The organism is Tissierella carlieri (genome assembly GCF_018917285.1).
In the GTDB taxonomy this organism is placed as follows: domain Bacteria; phylum Bacillota; class Clostridia; order Tissierellales; family Tissierellaceae; genus Tissierella; species Tissierella carlieri.
Window position 1 is genome coordinate 32,320 of the sequence record NZ_JAHLOH010000042.1, and the last position, 18,732, is coordinate 51,051.

14 protein-coding genes are annotated in these 18,732 nt (G+C 29.8%); all 14 read right to left on the reverse strand.

The genetic code is table 11. From position 1 onward, the window contains the following. Window positions 1-4: 4 nt before the first annotated feature. Window positions 5-1,033: a 5-oxoprolinase subunit C family protein gene (locus KQI38_RS13560; RefSeq protein ID WP_216560271.1), complete on the reverse strand. Its 1,029-nt coding sequence runs from the start codon at window positions 1,031-1,033 to the stop codon at window positions 5-7. Further along, a complete protein-coding gene (pxpB, locus tag KQI38_RS13565; protein WP_216560274.1) occupies window positions 1,020-1,769 on the reverse strand; it encodes a 5-oxoprolinase subunit PxpB in 750 nt (249 codons plus the stop codon). The genes KQI38_RS13560 and pxpB overlap by 14 nt, the downstream gene beginning before the upstream one ends. Window positions 1,770-1,784: 15 nt before the next feature. Further along, window positions 1,785-2,555, reverse strand: a complete 771-nt coding sequence (locus KQI38_RS13570; protein WP_216560277.1) for a LamB/YcsF family protein — start codon at window positions 2,553-2,555, stop codon at window positions 1,785-1,787. A 169-nt stretch (window positions 2,556-2,724) separates the two neighbouring features. Then, window positions 2,725-3,651: a DUF4179 domain-containing protein gene (locus KQI38_RS13575; protein ID WP_216560280.1), complete on the reverse strand. Its 927-nt coding sequence runs from the start codon at window positions 3,649-3,651 to the stop codon at window positions 2,725-2,727. Next, window positions 3,641-4,198 carry a sigma-70 family RNA polymerase sigma factor gene (locus KQI38_RS13580; protein ID WP_216560283.1) on the reverse strand — a complete coding sequence of 186 codons (558 nt, stop codon included), beginning with the start codon at window positions 4,196-4,198 and terminating at the stop codon, window positions 3,641-3,643. The genes KQI38_RS13575 and KQI38_RS13580 overlap by 11 nt, the downstream gene beginning before the upstream one ends. 135 nt (window positions 4,199-4,333) lie before the next feature. Next, the gene (locus KQI38_RS13585) at window positions 4,334-5,305 is read right to left on the reverse strand and encodes a dipeptidase (RefSeq protein WP_216560286.1); all 972 of its coding nucleotides are present in this window, start codon (window positions 5,303-5,305) and stop codon (window positions 4,334-4,336) included. Window positions 5,306-6,489: 1,184 nt separating this feature from the next. Then, window positions 6,490-6,747, reverse strand: coding sequence for a hypothetical protein (locus tag KQI38_RS13595; RefSeq protein WP_216560288.1), 258 nt, complete (start codon window positions 6,745-6,747; stop codon window positions 6,490-6,492). A 937-nt stretch (window positions 6,748-7,684) separates the two neighbouring features. Then, on the reverse strand, window positions 7,685-8,962 hold the full coding sequence (locus KQI38_RS13600; RefSeq protein WP_216560290.1) for a radical SAM/SPASM domain-containing protein: 1,278 nt from the start codon (window positions 8,960-8,962) through the stop codon (window positions 7,685-7,687). Window positions 8,963-9,290: 328 nt separating this feature from the next. Beyond that, entirely contained in the window at window positions 9,291-11,060 is a 1,770-nt protein-coding gene (locus KQI38_RS13605) for an ABC transporter ATP-binding protein (RefSeq protein ID WP_216560293.1), read from the reverse strand. A gap of 1,492 nt (window positions 11,061-12,552) precedes the next feature. Next, on the reverse strand, window positions 12,553-13,593 hold the full coding sequence (locus KQI38_RS13610) for a copper amine oxidase N-terminal domain-containing protein (protein ID WP_216560296.1): 1,041 nt from the start codon (window positions 13,591-13,593) through the stop codon (window positions 12,553-12,555). Window positions 13,594-13,807: 214 nt separating this feature from the next. Then, a complete protein-coding gene (locus KQI38_RS13615) occupies window positions 13,808-14,629 on the reverse strand; it encodes a phosphoenolpyruvate hydrolase family protein (RefSeq protein ID WP_216560299.1) in 822 nt (273 codons plus the stop codon). Between the two features lie 26 nt (window positions 14,630-14,655). After that, complete coding sequence (locus KQI38_RS13620; RefSeq protein WP_216560303.1) at window positions 14,656-15,870, reverse strand: Tm-1-like ATP-binding domain-containing protein; 1,215 nt, start codon at window positions 15,868-15,870, stop codon at window positions 14,656-14,658. 345 nt (window positions 15,871-16,215) lie between these two features. Then, window positions 16,216-17,499, reverse strand: coding sequence for a purine-cytosine permease family protein (locus KQI38_RS13625; protein WP_216560306.1), 1,284 nt, complete (start codon window positions 17,497-17,499; stop codon window positions 16,216-16,218). A gap of 98 nt (window positions 17,500-17,597) precedes the next feature. After that, window positions 17,598-18,728 (reverse strand): DUF917 domain-containing protein, encoded by a 1,131-nt coding sequence (locus tag KQI38_RS13630; RefSeq protein ID WP_216560309.1) that lies wholly within the window; start codon window positions 18,726-18,728, stop codon window positions 17,598-17,600. Between the last annotated feature and the right edge of the window lie 4 nt (window positions 18,729-18,732).

Here is an 18,732-nt window from a genome sequence, read left to right on the forward strand (position 1 = left end):
CCTTTCATTTTATCTCCCTAATACTAATATTATAACTTTTTCTATCTATTTTTAGGTTAAATTTTCTTATCTTATTAAATTCAAATCTATTACTATCTATTATATCTTTGATTTTATTAAATGTATTTTCATATTCTTTATAGATCTGATGAGCTTCTTCAAGAGATACTTTTTTAAATCTAATTAAATTCCCTGTTCCCATCTGACCCAGTTTTGATAGGTCTGGAGTTATTACTGTTGCTATCTTAGTATATCCTCCAGTAGTAGCCCTATCAGCCATCATAATTATTGGAGATCCATGACCTGGGACCTGAATAGAGCCGAAGACTATGCCATCAGAAATAATATCCGCATCCTTTTTATGAATGATCTTAGGTCCATCTAATCTATAACCCATCCTATCAGCTTCAGAAGTAATAGTATATTTTGAATTAAGGAAAGTTCCTATAGCATCATCAGTGAAATAATTATCCTGTGGCCCCATAATCACTCTAATGGTTTCTTCTTTTTTATATATAGGAAGAAATTTTTGAGGTAGATAACTTCCTGAATTATGTAAATCTCTAGAGCCTAGTTTTATCTCATCTCCAGTAACTAGCTTTCTTCCTTTATATCCTCCCAATCCACCTCTAGTAAAAGTAGATTTACTCCCCATTATATCTGGAACATTAATTCCTCTACTAAAAGCAATATAAGTTCTTACACCACTGACTAATCCAGAAAAACTAAGAATATCTCCAGCCTTAATTAAAAGACTAGTCCACATAGGTACACTTTCTCCATTAATCTTTGGATTCATATCTGCACCAGTAATACTAATTATTTCATCACAATAAAAAATAATCTCCGGTCCTGAGAAAGTAGTTTCTAGAGTTTCCGAATACTGATGATTTCCCACCAAGATATTAGCAGCTCTAGCAGCAAAATCATCCATAACTCCAGCTACAGGTATGCCAAATCTTTCGTATCCCCATCTTCCTTTATCCTGAATTGTAGTGAAAATCCCTGGTTTTATAATCTTAATTTTTTCCATGATTACTACCTTCTTTAACGATAATATTCACCTTATACTGATTTTTGTTAATCAAATCTTGTATTCTTAAATATTCTTTTTCTCCGATAGGGACAAATCTTAAATAATCTCCCGCATTTAATAATACAGGAGGACTTTCTAGTGGATCATAGAGTTTTATAGGGGTACGTCCTATGAGCTGCCATCCTCCAGGACTATCTATAGGATAAATTCCCGTTTGTTTGCCTGCTATGCCAGTGGAACCAGCGGGTATTTTAGTCCTTGGGACCTGAAGCCTTGGAGTCTCTATTCTTTCATCCATCCCCCCTAGATATCCAAATCCAGGGGTAAATCCCAACATATATACAAGATAATCTGTAGAACTGTGTATTTTAATAACTTCCTCTACAGTAAGATTATTATGATTTGCTACGAATTCAATATCTGGACCATATTCTCCACCATAAGCAGTAGGAATTTCAATAATTCTAACTTCTTCCGAATCAATATTATTTAAAGACTTTTCTATTTCCTTTAAGCTATCGATCAAATCCTTATAATCTATCACCATAGGATCATATATTATCTGTATTGATCTATAGGTAGGAACTATATCAATAATTCCTATTATATTTGACTCATCAATAGCCTTAACCATACTACGAACCTTAGCATTAATCTCTGGGCTGATACTGTTCCCAAATTCGACTATTATAGCCCTATCTCCTGCAATAATATACCTTACCTTTTCATACATAAGCTCCACCAACTTTTATATAAATTCACTTAGACTTTTAATTTGAATTCCATCTTTAATTAAACTCTCTCTAATATATTTCACAAAGTCAACAGCCATTGGATTATCACCATGAACACATATGGAATCTGCAACTATAGATATTTTCTTGCCGCTTATTGTAGTCACCTTTCCTTCTAAAACCATATCTTTTATTCTTCTAAAAGCCTCTTCCTTATCATGGATAAAAGCACCAGGTAATTTTCTATTAACTAAGGTACCATCATCATTATAACCCCTATCGGCAAACACTTCTTGAGCAACCCTTAGGCCCTTTTCTTCAGCAAGTTTAGCTATATAACTACCACTTAGAGCAAGAAGTATAATATCCTTGTCCACATCTAGAATACCCTCTATTATTGCCTCCGCTATTTCTCCCTTGACGGATGCTGTATTATAAAATGCCCCATGAAGCTTCATATGTTGAATCTTACCTCCATTTGCCCTAGCAAAAGCACTTAATGCCCCTAACTGATAAATCACATAAGCTCTAGCTTCCTTTGGGCTAATATCCATATTTCTCCTGCCAAAGCCCATTAAATCAGGATAACCCGGATGTGCTCCTATGGCTACATTATTATTTATGGCCCCCCTTACAGTATGTTCCATAATCAATGGATCACCTGCATGCCATCCGCAGGCAATATTAACAGAAGTCACATATTTAATTACCTCTTCATCCATACCTAAATTGTAAGAACCAAAACTTTCACCAATATCAGAGTTTAAATCTACAATACCATTCACACTAACATCTCCTCGTCAACCTAATGATTAAAAGATAACATATATTATTAATTAGTACAATAATTAAAAAAGTAGAATTAACAGTATTACACCTTATATACAAAAAATAGTTGCCTCATTATCTGAGACAACTATTTTAAGCTTCTTTTTTAATGTAACTATTATTTTTCTATTTCATACTTTGTGGAACTTCATCCATAGTTCTTTCTTCAACGTATAAACTTAAACTGTCTTTAAAAATCTCTTTGTACTCTTCTAACTTTTCTTGTGCTTCTTTATCTGAGCTGTATTGACCTAGTTCATATAAATATGTTCCATTGCTATCCTTCAATACTCTAAGGTCTTCTATTTCAAATAATATTTCTTCAATAATAGCAAACTCCTCTCCTCTTTCATAGGAACCAGTTCTTATTGAATATGTTTTTTGTTCTGAAACCTTTTCTGTATCCCTTGAAATTTGTACTTTCAAATAAGCAGGATTTTTATATTCCTCTACTTTGAAATCAACTGGTTGATTAAATACTATGTTAAATCTTTGTGCGGAATCATCTAAAGTCATCAATTCATAAACATCTTGGATATATTTACTCTTTTTTAGCTCTTCAAAATATTCACTAGCAGAAAGGCCCCTTGCACCAGATATAGAGAATGTCATTGTATAAGGCGATTCCTTATAGTCTATATTGAAAGATGGGGCTATTTCTTGGTTTTCTTCACCAAATCCACTAAAATTTATTATGATAACATCAGAATCTTTTTCTTGGTCTAGAGATATAAAATCAACATCAATTCCATCAGTTATCTCGCCACCTTGAGAACTTCCATTATTAAATTGAAGGATATTAACTAATGTTCCCAAAACAGGAATCCCTTCAAGGCTATTTGCAAAGGATGGGGAAATATTTACGCTTAAAGTAAATATTCCAACTGCTGCAGCTACTGATATAAAACTATTAATTATTCTTTTCTTATTTCTATTATTTTTTTTCATATAATTCTTCCCCCTTAATATTGAATTGCTGATTGTATCATCTAAAGCATTAGGTATTTTTATATCTGAATAAACCTTTTTTAAATCATCTGTGTTATTCTTCAAAATTTTCACCCTCCTCAAGTTCTATCTTTAAAAGTTCAATTGCCTTATAAAGTCGAGTTTTTACTGTGCTTAAAGGAATATCTAGAATTTCGGCTATCTCCTTCAGTTTCAAGTCTTGAGAATATCTTAGTACTATCACAGCCTTATGGTTATAGTCCAACTTTTCTAGAGCTTCTTTTAAGTCTATATTTTCCAAAGCATCATTTTTATTATGATAAATATTTTCCATAGTATCATTATCCAGATATAAAATTTTCTTAGATTTCTTTATAAAGTTTATTGAACAATTTATAACTATACGAGTAAGCCATGTATTAAAATATTCTGGTTGTTTTAACTTACCTATTGATATATAAGCTTTATATACTGACTCTCCTACTATATCAAGTGCATCCTGTTCATTGTGCACATAACTATATGCCATTCTATATAAATCTTCTTTTTTGCTATTTATAAGGAGACCGAAGCTTTCATCATCTCCCTTTATTGCTTTAAGAACTAATTTTTCCAGTGAAACCTCCTCCTTGCAAATAAAATATGAGCTCATTTTTATTATCTACTTATTAGACAACTATATATCCGAAAAAGTTTTATTAAATTATATTTTCCATATTATTACTCTTATATATGTATAGGTGATTCTTGTAAAGCAAAAAATAAAACAGACAGGAAAACCTGTCTGTTATAATACCTTATCCATTAAATTCAAGAAGTTTTTATATCCTATCTTTTCTATATCTTCTTTTGAAAAACCTCTTTCTTGAAGCTTGAGTACTAAATTATTACCTTTAGAAATATCTTCTATGCCTACAGTACCTACATAAGGGTCTTCAATAAAGGTATCTGAAGTATCATTTCCAATATACTCAAAGAAATCAAAACCCAAAGCAATGTGATCAATTCCTATGAGATTTGCAATATGCTCTATATGATTTATTAAATAATCAACTGTTCTCTTCTCACGATCTGGATGTACAAACTCATTGAAGGCATTGATACCTACAATACCGCCTTTTTCTCCAATAGCTTTTATCTGATCGTCAGTGAGATTTCTTGGAACATTACACAATGCTCTTGAGTTAGAATGTGATGCAATAAAAGGCTTTGTTGTCACATTGTAAATACCCCAAAAGGTCTTATCATTAGCATGAGATACATCTAAAATGATTCCTAATGACTCCATTATCTTAATAGCATCTTTGCCCAAGATTGTAAGTCCTCTATCTATATCTCCTCTAGCACCTGTTGCTAAAGCATTTTGTTCATTCCATGTTAAACTGGCATGTCTAAAACCTAATTGATATAGAGTATAAATAAATTCTATATCCTCACCAATAGCATTTAAACCTTCTAATCCTAATAATATTGCAAGTTTATTTTCATTAACAGCTTGATAAAAATCGTCACTATAATATATGACTTTCAATATATCTTGGTTTTCCCATATCTCACTACTCATAGCTTTGATGCTTTCTAAAAGTCTTTCCTCTGGTCTTTCATCATGGGGAGGATCGATCCATATAACAAAGATACCTCCAGCCATGTTCCCTTTTCTAAATCTTTCTAAATGATAATCTCTAATAATATTTTTTAAACCCATTTGTCTTTTTACAGTTACATCAGTCCATATGTCTCCGTGTATGTCAAATAACATAAGCTTCCTCCTAAGATAGTACACAGGAAGTCCCGTGCACTAGTTTATAAATATTGTAATAAATTGCCCATGAATATTCCTAAATAATTTCCTATAATATATCCAAATACACCTGCTAACATAATAGAGCTTATACAGCAAAGTTTACATCACAGCCAATAATTATTTTTATTCTTTTCGTTATCCAATTTTAGATTTATTCAAAATAAATACTAATACTTTCCATATTAATTAATATTGTTCTCAATTTCCAAGTATCCTCTGTACTAACTAATATATCTTTATTGTTGATCCTTATTCTATATTTGAAATTGTCTATTTATCATATAATACCATATATTTAGACGATCTCAATATATCCAATATTTTAAATATATTGAATATTGGTTTTGTACCATAAAATCTTAAGTACAGCACTCAAGTAGAAAAAATCCAATATCATCAATCGAAAGTAGAGCAAATCTAAGCTAGATGCTTTAGTAAATAATCCAAGTGAATCCATAAACATATTTACTGATAAAATGCTAGAAAGTTTTGAAAGTAAAGTACTCAATAAATTACCTAAAGATTTTCATTTCTTGAATTCCACTTAAGATATTAATATGATTTCTAAATATATTTCCAATAGATTTCGCAAAGAGTACTCCCCCAAATAGATTAATCAAATACTGATAAAAATAGGTTTCTTATACAAATATGACAGTATATTCCTACAAAAAGAAATCCAATAATTCAAGAATTTTTTAAAAAAGTTGCTAATCTATAATATATTATTGAAAGTACTTTAGATACAGTACTGTATGTGCAATATAAAACTGAAATCATAGTAGATTAAGTAGTTCATTAGATAACATGAATATGAAATATTTATATTACACCTTCCTCTATATTCAATACCATTGAATCCACAAGAAAATATACGAAGTAATCTGAAACTAAATCTCTTATTAAGAGTACCCCTTATTATAAATAATTTAATTTTGACCCTGTTTATCTACAGGAAATAATTAATTTTTATCTAATAAGAAAAATATATCTTACTCACTAAATAAAAATGCTCCTTTCTGATTTCAATCTTATTTCAATTCTCACAGAAAAGAGCATTTTTTCACTTAAGTATAAATTTAGTTATATTCCATATCTTATAGCACCAAATTCTTATGTTTACAATGTTATAACTAATATTAAGTATTGCATATAACGCCAACAGGAACATCACAGCCTGATTTAAGAGGAAATTCACAATTGAAATTCGTATTACAGTTTACGTCATTACATCGAGTGCTCTTACATAGAATATCTACCCCATCACAAAAAGCATTTAAGGAACCACATAAAATACCATTTGGACACCATACATTTGGGCATACTCCATTCACTGATGATGGCTGCACCATTCCTTTGTTATTAATATTAGGTTCTCTTACTATCTCAAATCCCATACTAACACCTCCCTCTTAAGTTAAGTACTTCAAAATTTAACAACTTTACTTTATTTTAAGAGCTAGCTTCAAAGTTTCGCTCTTAATTTTAAAATCATTCTGATGTCAATATTACCAAAACCGTCTTCAAATACTTACCTAATTCACGATTCTATGAATTAATTTCAAATGATTTCCCGCCAAAATAATATTACCTAAGATAATTATATTTTGGGGATTTTCTTATATTAGATAATTGGCTATTATCTACAACAAGATACTCTTTTCAATAAATTGATTATATATAAATTAAATACTAAGGCACTATATATGCTTTTTAGTATGATATGATAGAAGTTAGCGTTTATTAGTAAAATCTAATTATTCAAATCTTGTTTAAGAGTATCCAATTTATTACTTTATCATTAATATCCACAGAAACATTTCTGTCTATATTTATTACAAATTACTCTAACAAAATTGTCTTTAAAGTTTTTTATTAATACCCTAGATAATAGATGTTTCTTTTTTATATTTTAAAAAGATATTATCTAATAGCTAATAATATTTCTATTTAGAATAATATAAAAAGAAGCTGAATTTGTATTACTATTTTCTATAATATTTATATTGATCGAAGCTCAGAGAAAATTTTTAATTAATATACTAATTTATTATACTTTATTTTAAATCCTTATATCTTCTTACATTTACTAATTCAGCAAAATATTATTTATCTCTAGGCTCTCTATATTTTAGTGCATATCTCCTTTTTTACCTAGTCTATTCAACTACAGCTTTTGTTAATAAAGCTATCAATTTTCTTGATACATTATAAACATTATTCATATTAAGTGCTAATATATAATATATTTCATTTATCTTTGTAATTAAGATCCTGTAAATTAACTATTCAACAACATAAAAGAGTACTCGTATTTACATCTCATAAATATTATTATAAATATTTTTGTTTTATGTTAAGTATATATGACTGTCTCACTTCTTCACAATGAGTAGGGTTAAGATATGTATTTGGACACATCTTTCCATAACATATTGGAAAAATATTGCAATTAAAACATTCTCTTTCTAAATTATAGGACGTCCAATTAGATATTTTAACCTCATCCAATTCAAAGTCATTATCCTCTAATCTTCCTACCTCATTACTTGGTTCGTCGATAATTACAGAACATTTTCTTAATGTTCCATCATAATCAACAAAGAATGAATTAAATGAAGCAGCGTAACAACACATGCTAAATAGTGTTGTAAATATTTCAACGTTAGAATTATTTTTTAATTTATACTTATTCAATATTCCAAACAAATATTTATCGACATCATTTTGTGTGTCAATTAATTCAAGTTGATTAACTCGATCACCGCCCAAGTTACGTACATTTTCATAATGAATATAAAATCTCGAATCATTACCAAATTCCTTAGAGATATATTTATAGAATTCTTCAGCCGTTTCTAGAGATTTAGGCGTAAAGTTAGTACGGATGGTGACCATAAAAGAATGTTCACTATTTTTCATAACCTTGAGATTATTTATTATTTTATCCCACGTTCCTAATCCTCCTTCTAAAAAGCGTGTTTTGTTATGGTTTTCTCTAGTTCCATCAACAGTTATTTGGTAATTTGTTATTCCTCTTTCTATAAAACTTTTAAACATTTCAAAATTAAGTAAATAACCATTTGTAGTCATATTAGATTTTATAATAATATCTTCTGGTAATTCATTTTTAAGTTCGTCTAAAAATTTTAATACACTCCTAGATTCTAATGTAGGCTCTCCTCCAAAGAAAGATATTATAACTTCATTATATCCTTTTTCTAAGACCATTTGTTTTATAAAGCTTATTGTTCTTTTATAAACATCTTGACTCATAGTCTGAGAAGTATGATCCTCATAACAGTAAGTACAGCGGAAATTACATTGTCTAGTTATCATCATAATTACGTGAAAATAATTCTTCTTTGCATTTATGTAATTATAATTTACAATTCTTGACTCAATAATATCATCCTCTATAATCATCCTCATATCTTTAAGAGCTTTCTGTAGCTCTACATTAGGATTATATTCAAAAGAATTCCGTTTTGAAATAGAATCAAGAAAAGCTTTCTCTTCATCTCCATAAATTTTAATTACTGAATTATAAAGCGTATTATGTATCAAATAAATGTCCTCTTTAATTATAGTTGAATAATCTGATAATCTCATATTTTCACCTCATATAATATATTTAGATTATTTTATTAGGGCTCTCCTTAAACTAGTTAATTATCTCTTAAAATGAAAGATACTTAACTTATTAAAGCCAAAGAATAATTTCAACTTAAGTCTTCGAACTTAGCAAAGAATTTAAAATGGAACCTAGTAACTCTTTCACTATTACTTTTTGAAATATAGCTTTTTCTTTCAATTAAAATCTCTTATTAATAAAATAGAAATTTAACAAATTATGAATTTTCTTGATTTTATTATTATCACTATACTAGAATTAGCTCCATAATTGAAGCCAAAATTCTTGGAACAAGATATCTTGATATCAACTTGAATATTTAGAAAAGTTTAGATTATAGAGCTTTCTATAGTATTCATTCTTATTTATTAAATCCTCATGAGTTCCTTCTGCAATTATTTCTCCCTTACTCATACATATAATTCGACTCATCTTATAAGTAAATGTCATTCTATGCGAAATTATTATCATCGTGGCTTCATTCTCATCTTTAAGCAAGTCATCATACAATTTACTTTCAATATAAGGGTCTAGATTACTTGTAGGCTCGTCTAAAATTAATATATTAGACTTTCTAGCATAGCTACGAGCAATAGCCAGTCGTTGCCTTTCCCCTCCTGAAAATTCAACTCCGTTTTCCATTAACTGGCTGGTTATAGGAGTGTCTAATTTAAATGGAAGATTATTAATTTTATCTAATAGACCAACTTTTTCTAAATACTCATTAATATCATAATCTGATAAGTTTTTATTTAGTGCAATATTATCCCTAATACTAAAAGCATAAATAGAGTAATCTTGAAATAATACAGTAATAGCATTACGTAATGAATTAATACTATAGTCTCGAATATCAATATTATTTATATAAATATTTCCTTCATCAGGATCATAGAGCCTAAGTAGTAGTTTTATAATAGTAGTTTTGCCAGCACCATTTTCACCAACAATTGCTATTTTTTGATTCTTTTTAATCGTTAAATTTATATTTCTTAATGCACTGTTCTTTGAATTCATATATGTAAAGCTAACCGACTTAAATTCTATACATTCAATATCATCCACTCCCAGAGCTATATCTCCTGATTTCACGATATTTATATTGTTATTCATGAAATTTAAATAATCCTTAATATACAAATCATTTTTATATATCTCCGTATATACTGATAATAATTGTGTAATTGAATTTTTCAACTGTTTATAAGAGTTTATTCCAACAATGAAATCATCATACCATATAATTTTAGCTAACACATTATATGCAAAATAAGCAATAATAAATAAGTCTTCTGCTAGATTAATTATAGCTCGCATCGTAGATATTTTTGTTACTTGTACTGAATTAATTTTAGTATCATCTAGTATTTTATCTACTGTCTTATACTTTTTCTTAAATATAAAATCTTTCAATGTATTAACTCTAATATCCCTCATAAATTCAGGAATATGAAATAATCGATAAAGATAATTAATTTGACGATTATGATGAACCATCTTTTTTTGATATTCATATATCTTTTTACTAGTTTTATTATTTAGAATCACTTGAAAAATTGAGATAAAAAATAAAAGAAAAAGCATTTTTTTATTCATCCAAGATAGTATGGATGTGATAAAAAATATTTGAATTAAAGATGAAAAAATGTAAATAAAATTATTAATTGTATTCTGAACAATTGCACAACATTGATCAAACACAAGTAAATACTTGTCATAAGTTTCTGGTTGATCAAAGTATCTCAGTTCCATATTTATACTTTTATTAAGGAACATATCAATAATTTTAGAGTTCATTTCTTCGTTCTTAATAGTAGATATAGGGGTCAGCTTATAATCTATAAATATAATAATTAAATTAATACAAAAATACGCTATTAATATATACAATATACTAGTAAGTGATTCTCTTCGAATCATTTCCATCAATACTTTAGGAAGAATAAGACCAATATATATCATTATATTATTAAGCAATATATTTAAAACCTTAATAAAAAACAAGGATTTATCTAACAAAATACCTTCCTTTAATATAAGAAAAAAACGTTTTAGTACAAATATAAATTTCTTCATAAAACTCTCTCCACATATTCTACATCTAAGAATATTCCATAATTATTTTCTAGGTATTGCATATCCATAAGTAATAGGGAAGAAATATAGAAGAAATACCAAAATTACAAAATTAATTTTTTACTATATTTATATGTAATAATGATATCAGTGTTAAGGGATCATATAAATCTCCTAAATATTAAGAAAAACTTAAAATAAATCTTATTTAAATTTATCTATATCTTAAGGATTTTTGATAAAATACTATTGGAGAAATATATACTAAGAACTAATCTACTTTTGTTACATAATTTTATATACCATTACATTGCTTTCTATACTTCTATGCATGTCCGAAATTCATATTCTAATAAACCATTCATCTTCTAATAATCTAGCAAAAGATTCTATATGAGTATTGTTATTTAGGATTCTAAGTTGTATTCTTTAATATTCTACTTTTAGTCCTATATGTGTCTTCAAGCTTATGGTTAATAAATTATGAATCATTGGCTAGCATTGCTATTAAATCTGTTTCTTTATCCTTAGAGACATCTATTCATCAATGTTCTCTTGAGAATTATGACTATATATCCTAACATACATAATAACCCATATGGTATTCTTTTATATCATATACATCTATAAAATAAACTCCATAGAAGAATCTGTTTTTGCCATAAGTATAGCCATAATTTACATCTACTTCCTAAAAATCATTTGGTTCCGTAATTTTTCTATCTATTACTATTTTTATTTGATATTATAATATTTAATTCTTTATATAAACTATATATTTTTTATAATTAATTTGAATTTTCTTACTTTAACAATAGTTATATAATAACCAAATGCAAATGTCAATATGGAAATGACTATTTCCACAATTAGTTGGATTTAAATAACTTAACTTTCTTTCTTAAATAATCTAGAACTATATTCTCCATACTCTATTCTATTGACTAACTTCATTTATTAATCATTTCTCTATCTAAATCATTGTTCTATTAACAGTAAACCACTTGATTTTTTACTACATCTCTATCTATTTCTATTCTAAACGTAATTTTATTTACCTAATCGTATATTTATTTTTAATTAACAATTCTTATAAGTTTAAATTTCTTTACTAAAGATAACTTCTTTAAAATCTTTTAATATCCAACAAATTACTTTAAGGTCTGAACACATTTCTATTAACTTTTCTAATTATTCTTTTGATATTGACTTTGTATTTTATATGTTTTTATAAAGTAATTCTCTACTTATAGCTTTAATACTTTCAAGCAGCCTCTACTTTAATCTCTCATCATAAAAATGGTCAATCTATATAATAAATATACTTCTACTATATTACCTTTTTAAAATTTTCTAAATAGTCATCTCCAATAATGTTTTTAATCATTTTTGCTTTTTTAGCGATACCAGTCCATATCTCTCCATATATATCAAATAATATAGTTATCTTTAAAAACGGACAAGATTTTATCTTGTCCGTCCTTGATTAACTTTATTCCTGGGAATCATCTTCTTTTATATCTTCTGCATTCTCAGTATCTTCTACATTATTTTTACCATCATCACCATCTTCTACTTTATCAACATCATCATCGTTGTCTTTATCATCAATATCTTTATCATCTTTATCGTCTATTTCTATTAATCCTGTATCTTCATCATAATCAATTTCTAGCCCTAGATTTTCTATAATAAATCTTAGAGGTACATAAGTACGATTATTATACGCTGTTGAAGGAACTTCTAATTCAACTTTCTCTCCATTTACTGTGGCAGTTTTATTATCAAGATATAATACTATCTCCTTATCTCCCTTTGTAATAGTTACTTTCTTTTCTTCGGAGTTCCAATCTACTTCAGCTCCAAATCCCTGAGTTAATGCTCTGACAGGAATTAAAGTTCTTCCTTCTTTTACTACTGGTGGCGTATCGAATTTAATATCTTTATTGGTACTGATATTTTCTACTGGTATAACTATGATATCTCCATTTTGTTCTTTTAGCTCATCACTAATTTTTCTAAGTTCCTCAAGTTCTTCAATGCTATATCTATTTTTGACTACTTCTTTCATTAAATTTATAGTGTTTTTCATTTCTGACTTAATCTCTAATCTTTGTTTTTCTATTTCACTAATTTGAGTTTTAAGCTGCTCTGCAAGCTCTTTATTCCCATTGGTTTCAGCTTCCTCAAGTTGTTTTTCAAGCTCATCTTTTTGAGTTTCAAGTTCATCCTTTTTAACTTCTAAAGCATCTTTTTCTGCTTCTACTAAATCCTTTGCCTCTTTCCAAGACTTATCTTGTCCTTTCCCTGGATTGGATTTGTCATTATCCCCATTGTTACCATTATTATTTTTTTCTTTTTCCTCTTTTATCTTTTCTTCTTTTACCTTTTCCTCTTTTACTTTTTCTTCTTTTACAGGTTGCTTCCCATTATTAGAATTGTTTTTCCCATTATTTGCTTGTCCAAACACTGGTGTGGCAGCGATAAGGGCTGATAGAACAACTATTGATAGGATTGGTTTTAATTTTTTCATTTCAATTCCTCCCTTTATTTTTATGCACTAATGTAAATTAGTACTTATGTTTAATATAGATAATATCAAATATATTATTTCTATGATATAGTACTAAAGTGGGAAATTTAATCACAACACTTTATACAATTATAAAGCTATTTCCAAAAAATAAAGAAAATGGAGTAGAACGCAATTAAAATTAACAATTACCTTCTACTCCATTTTCTTTTCGCTATTTCTTAATTTCCTTAAACATCTCTGCCTGTTTCTTGATTCCTACTTCAGTAGCAAAACGCTCAATACTAGATGCACCAAAGAAACCGTCTACACCTTTAGTCCTTTGAAGCACATAAGCTGCATCCTCTGGCTCAGCAATAGGTCCACCATGACAAAGTATCATAATATCAGGGTTTATAGATTTACCAGCATCGCAAATCTCTTGAACCTTCTTTACCGAATCATCTAAAGTTAAAGCTGTCTTTGCTCCAATAGTTCCCTTTGTAGTAAGTCCCATATGGGCAACTAAAATATCTGCGCCAGCTTCTGCCATTTTCTTAGCCTGTTCAGTGTCAAATACATATGGAGTAGTAAGCATATCTAATTCGTGAGCCTTTCTTATCATATCCACTTCAAGATCATAACCCATACCGGTTTCCTCTAGATTCTGTCTAAATACTCCATCTATTAATCCTACAGTTGGAAAATTTTGTACTCCTGCAAAACCCTGCTCCTTTAACTGTTTCAAAAAAACATCCATAATTCGGAATGGATCAGTACCGCAAACTCCAGCAAGTACAGGAGTGTGCTTAACTACAGGTAAAACCTCATTTCCCATATCTACTACAATTTGATTTGCATCACCATATGAAAGAAGTCCTGCTAATGATCCACGTCCTGCCATTCTATATCTACCAGAATTGTAGATAATAATTAAATCTACGCCACCTGCTTCCCCGCTTTTTGCCGATATACCTGTTCCAGCACCTGCCCCTAAGATAATATTTCCTTTTGCTACTTCATCTCTTAACCTTTTAAGTACTTCAGCTCTAGCCATTATCTTATTCCTCCTATCTTATATAATTAATTATTAGCCTTCATAAACTCAACTAGTTTTTTCGCAGCTGTTACTGCAAATTCTTTATCATTAATGTCTAAATCTATCTCAATTAACTCTACTTTATTTTGATCAATATTTTTTCTAATAGTATCAAACAATATCTTATCTTCCTCTGGCCCATAGAATGGTTGCCCTTCTACATCAATCATAGAAACACCTCTAAGTGGAACTATTAAAGCAGTTGAACCCTTTGCACTATTTAGCTTTTCAGAAATTATTTCACCTAATTTTTTATTTTCTTCTACAGTAGTACGCATCAAGGTTACAGTAGGATTATGTTTATATAATTTTCTTCCAGCAAATTCTTTAGGAACAGTATCTATAGGACCAAAGTTTACCATATCCAAAGCTCCAAGAGATACGACCTGTGGAACTTTATGTTTTCCCGCTGCTTCTAATCTATGAGTCCCTGCAGCTAGAACTCCTCCAACCAATTCATCACACCACTCAGTTGTAGTTAAATCAAGTACACCATCAAAGAATCCGTCCTCTATAAGTCTCTCCATAGTCTTTCCGCCTGTACCAGTTGCATGGAATACCAATACCTCATAACCTTGCTCTTCCAGATATTCCCTAGCCTTATCTACACAAGGGGTGGTTACACCAAACATAGTTGCAGCAACCAAAGGTTTTTTCCCTATCTTTTCCTCATGTTCAAACTTTACCATTCCTGCAATTGCAAAGGCAGCATTTGTAAAAATCTTAGTGGAAATTGAGTTTAGACCAGATACATCAACAATCGACGGATACATCATAATATCACTAGTGCCCACATATTGCTGGGTATTCCCTGAAGCAACTGTAGATACCATAACCTTAGGTACTCCTATTGGCAAAGCCCTCATACCAGGCGTAACTAAAGAAGTCCCTCCACTTCCTCCAAAAGAAATTATTCCATGGAATTTACCCTCTGCATATAACCTTGGTATTAACTTTTCCATTCCCTTTGATAATATTTCAGTCCCTAATGCCCTATCCCTTTTGGCTGCAATTTCTTTAATATCAGCACCTACCTCTCTTGCAACCTCTTCATTTGATACATCTGTTTCGAACATAGGCTCAAATACGCCACAGTGTATTGTAAGAGTCTTTAAACCTAATCCTTCTAAAATATTCTTTACATAGGAAAATTCCTTTCCTTTAGAATCAAAGGTTCCTGCAATAGCAATGGTTTTCATCTAAAAAACCCCTTTCTTATTTAGATTCAGTATAATAAATTATACCCTAAATACATATTTTTTTGCATTATTCTGAAAATCTCCCTATAAAATAGATGGCTAGATCTTATGAAGTACCCCTCAAAAGTTAAACAATAAATTCGACTTTTGGATTGGACTGAACTCCTTTTAATATATGTATAAATTAGTAGATGGACCATTTGTCAATTCTACTTAATCCGGTTCAGTCCAAAATAGCTTAATTTAATGTATACAACTTTTTAGGGTCAAGATCATTAGCGGGTGGTGTTCATAAGCAAAAAATCCTACAAGAAAATTTCTTGTAGGATTTTTTGCTTATGATATTTAATTATTAATATCAGACTTCTTAATCATAGTTGATAAAATTATATATACAACCATAGATATTAATATTGAATTTATGGCCGTAGAGCCGAATTTAAATATATATGAAAATAATCCGCCTACAATTACTGAAATGAAAGCAATTGGCTTTATTTTTTCATATTCATGTTCTCCATCAAACTTATATTTTTCTTGCTCCTTTAATATATAATAATCAGCTATTAATACACCACCAAAAGGAGGTAAAAATGTACCTAATAACTCTAAGAAATAAATAAAATAATTTTGTATACCAAACGTGGCAACTAAAGTGAAAATAATTCCACAAACTGCAGTAATCTTATGCTTATTAATTCCAGGCTTTATATTGATAATTCCTAAAGCAGCAGAATATAAGTTATTATCGTTACTTGTCCACTGCCCAAGTATTACTATCATCAAAGCCATGGTTCCTAAACCTAAAATGATTAAGCCATCCATAATAGTTGATGCCATAGTAGCTTTTGCTATTACTAAACCACCCCAGTTAGCAACTGCAAATATTATCATAGCAATAACAATACCAATTCCGTTATGCTTTGGTGATTTAGCATATCTAGAAATATCTGGCTGTAAAATAGCTCCAGTAATCCATCCACCTACAACTATAGTTATACCTATTCCTAAAGATGCTGGATTATCAATACTAGATTGAATAATAGCACTATACCCATATTGGTTGATGGCATGAATACCAGAATATAGACACATACCCAACAGCAAAGGAGATGCAATCATACTCAAAGCTGTCATACCTTTAAAACCAACAATAGCTGTGGACATCATCAGTATGCCACCCCATAAAGTAGCTATTTTAGGATCTGCCCACTTTGCATTAGGTACTAATAGGTGAATAGTTTCCCCAAAATATCCACATTGATAAGAAAACCAGCCTAACATTGAAATGGCAAATACTAAGCCTACAATCTTTGACCCTTCTCTTCCAAAGGGTTTTCTAGCTAACATTGAAAAAGAAACACCTTTGCTGGCACCAATGCCTCCAGTAAAAGTTGCTATAATTCCAAGAATAATACAACCTATAACTATCGATAAGACTGCATCTCTATAAGACAATGTTTGAGCTAAAGATGCCCCTGTATAAAGTGTAGACATAGCTACCGCCATTCCAGTAGTAACTACCGCAATATTTATCTGTGAGCGTCTTTTATTACTAGGTACTGGTCTGTCAGGATAATCATAAAATTGGTCTTCCTTCTCCTCATTGTATCTTAACTTATCATCCACTTAGTTACCCTCCTATTTTAAAGTTTATAGTCAGCATAAGTAAACTTAAATTCTGATATAGGTTATCTCAATATATTCCATCAAGATAACCTTATCAATTAAAGACGTTCTTCTATAGGCATATAATCTATATCATATCCAAAGTATCTTGGTCCTAGTACTCCAATTCCCTTTTCTGATTTAAATATTTCTCTTGCTTTTAAACCAATGACACAAACTTCATCACCAATCTTTAGTACTGGATTAGCATATGGTTCACCAGTTTTAGAATCTACTACAACAATTATATCAGGACTTGTTATAATAGGTTTATCGTTTTCCCACATTATATGATTTTCGTTTTTAAACCAGATTTTATATATATTATCCTTAAACCCTTCCTTACCAGTAATGGTATGAGTTCCCCAGTAATATCCTAGTTTGTCTTCAGTATCCTTTCCAGTTACTGTACCTTTTGCTAATAGGTATCCATCTAATTTTTTAATTATTTCATCAATAGGGTTAAGATCTTTTTCTCTGGATTCTCTTATCATCTTTCCTAATTCATAACATTCAGTAAGAGTACCAGGGATAATAATTTCTTTCATCTCTTTACCTGTCATTAGAAATCCAGCTTGGCCAGCTAATCCATATGCTCCTGAAGCTATTAGTTTTCCTATTCTCTCTACCATTCTATAGTTAATAGCCTTATCAATTATACAAATGTTATCAAATTCATCTACAGATGCTACTGGCCATAAAACCTTTCCATTTATATAAGGTGTTGTCTGCAAAATTTCTGGTATAGCTCTTCCAGTATAGTCTCCATCTACACAAGGGATTCCATTTAATATACCAGCAGCCAAAGGTCCTGGCGTATTAGCTCCACCTAATTCAATAGGTACCACAGCTCCTATTTTCTTCCCTGTATACTTTGAAAGTTCAGCCACTGCTTTACCTAATCTCTCTTTTTCCTTATTAACAGAATCAGTTAATCCAAATCCTTCCATTTCCTTTTTTACTTCATCTGTATGAGGAGCAATAGAGCCCATTAAAAATGGACATACTGTTATAGCATCATCATCTATTTGATTTACATCAATCCATCCAACTTTATTTCCCTTTTCGATTTCCGACATCAATGAGTCTATTCCATTACTTGGTAATCCTCCACCACCAGTTCCATAAAATGTACAACCTCTTACGAAATCTTCTACTTCTACCCTGTTTGTTAGACTTTTTGTTGCCATTATT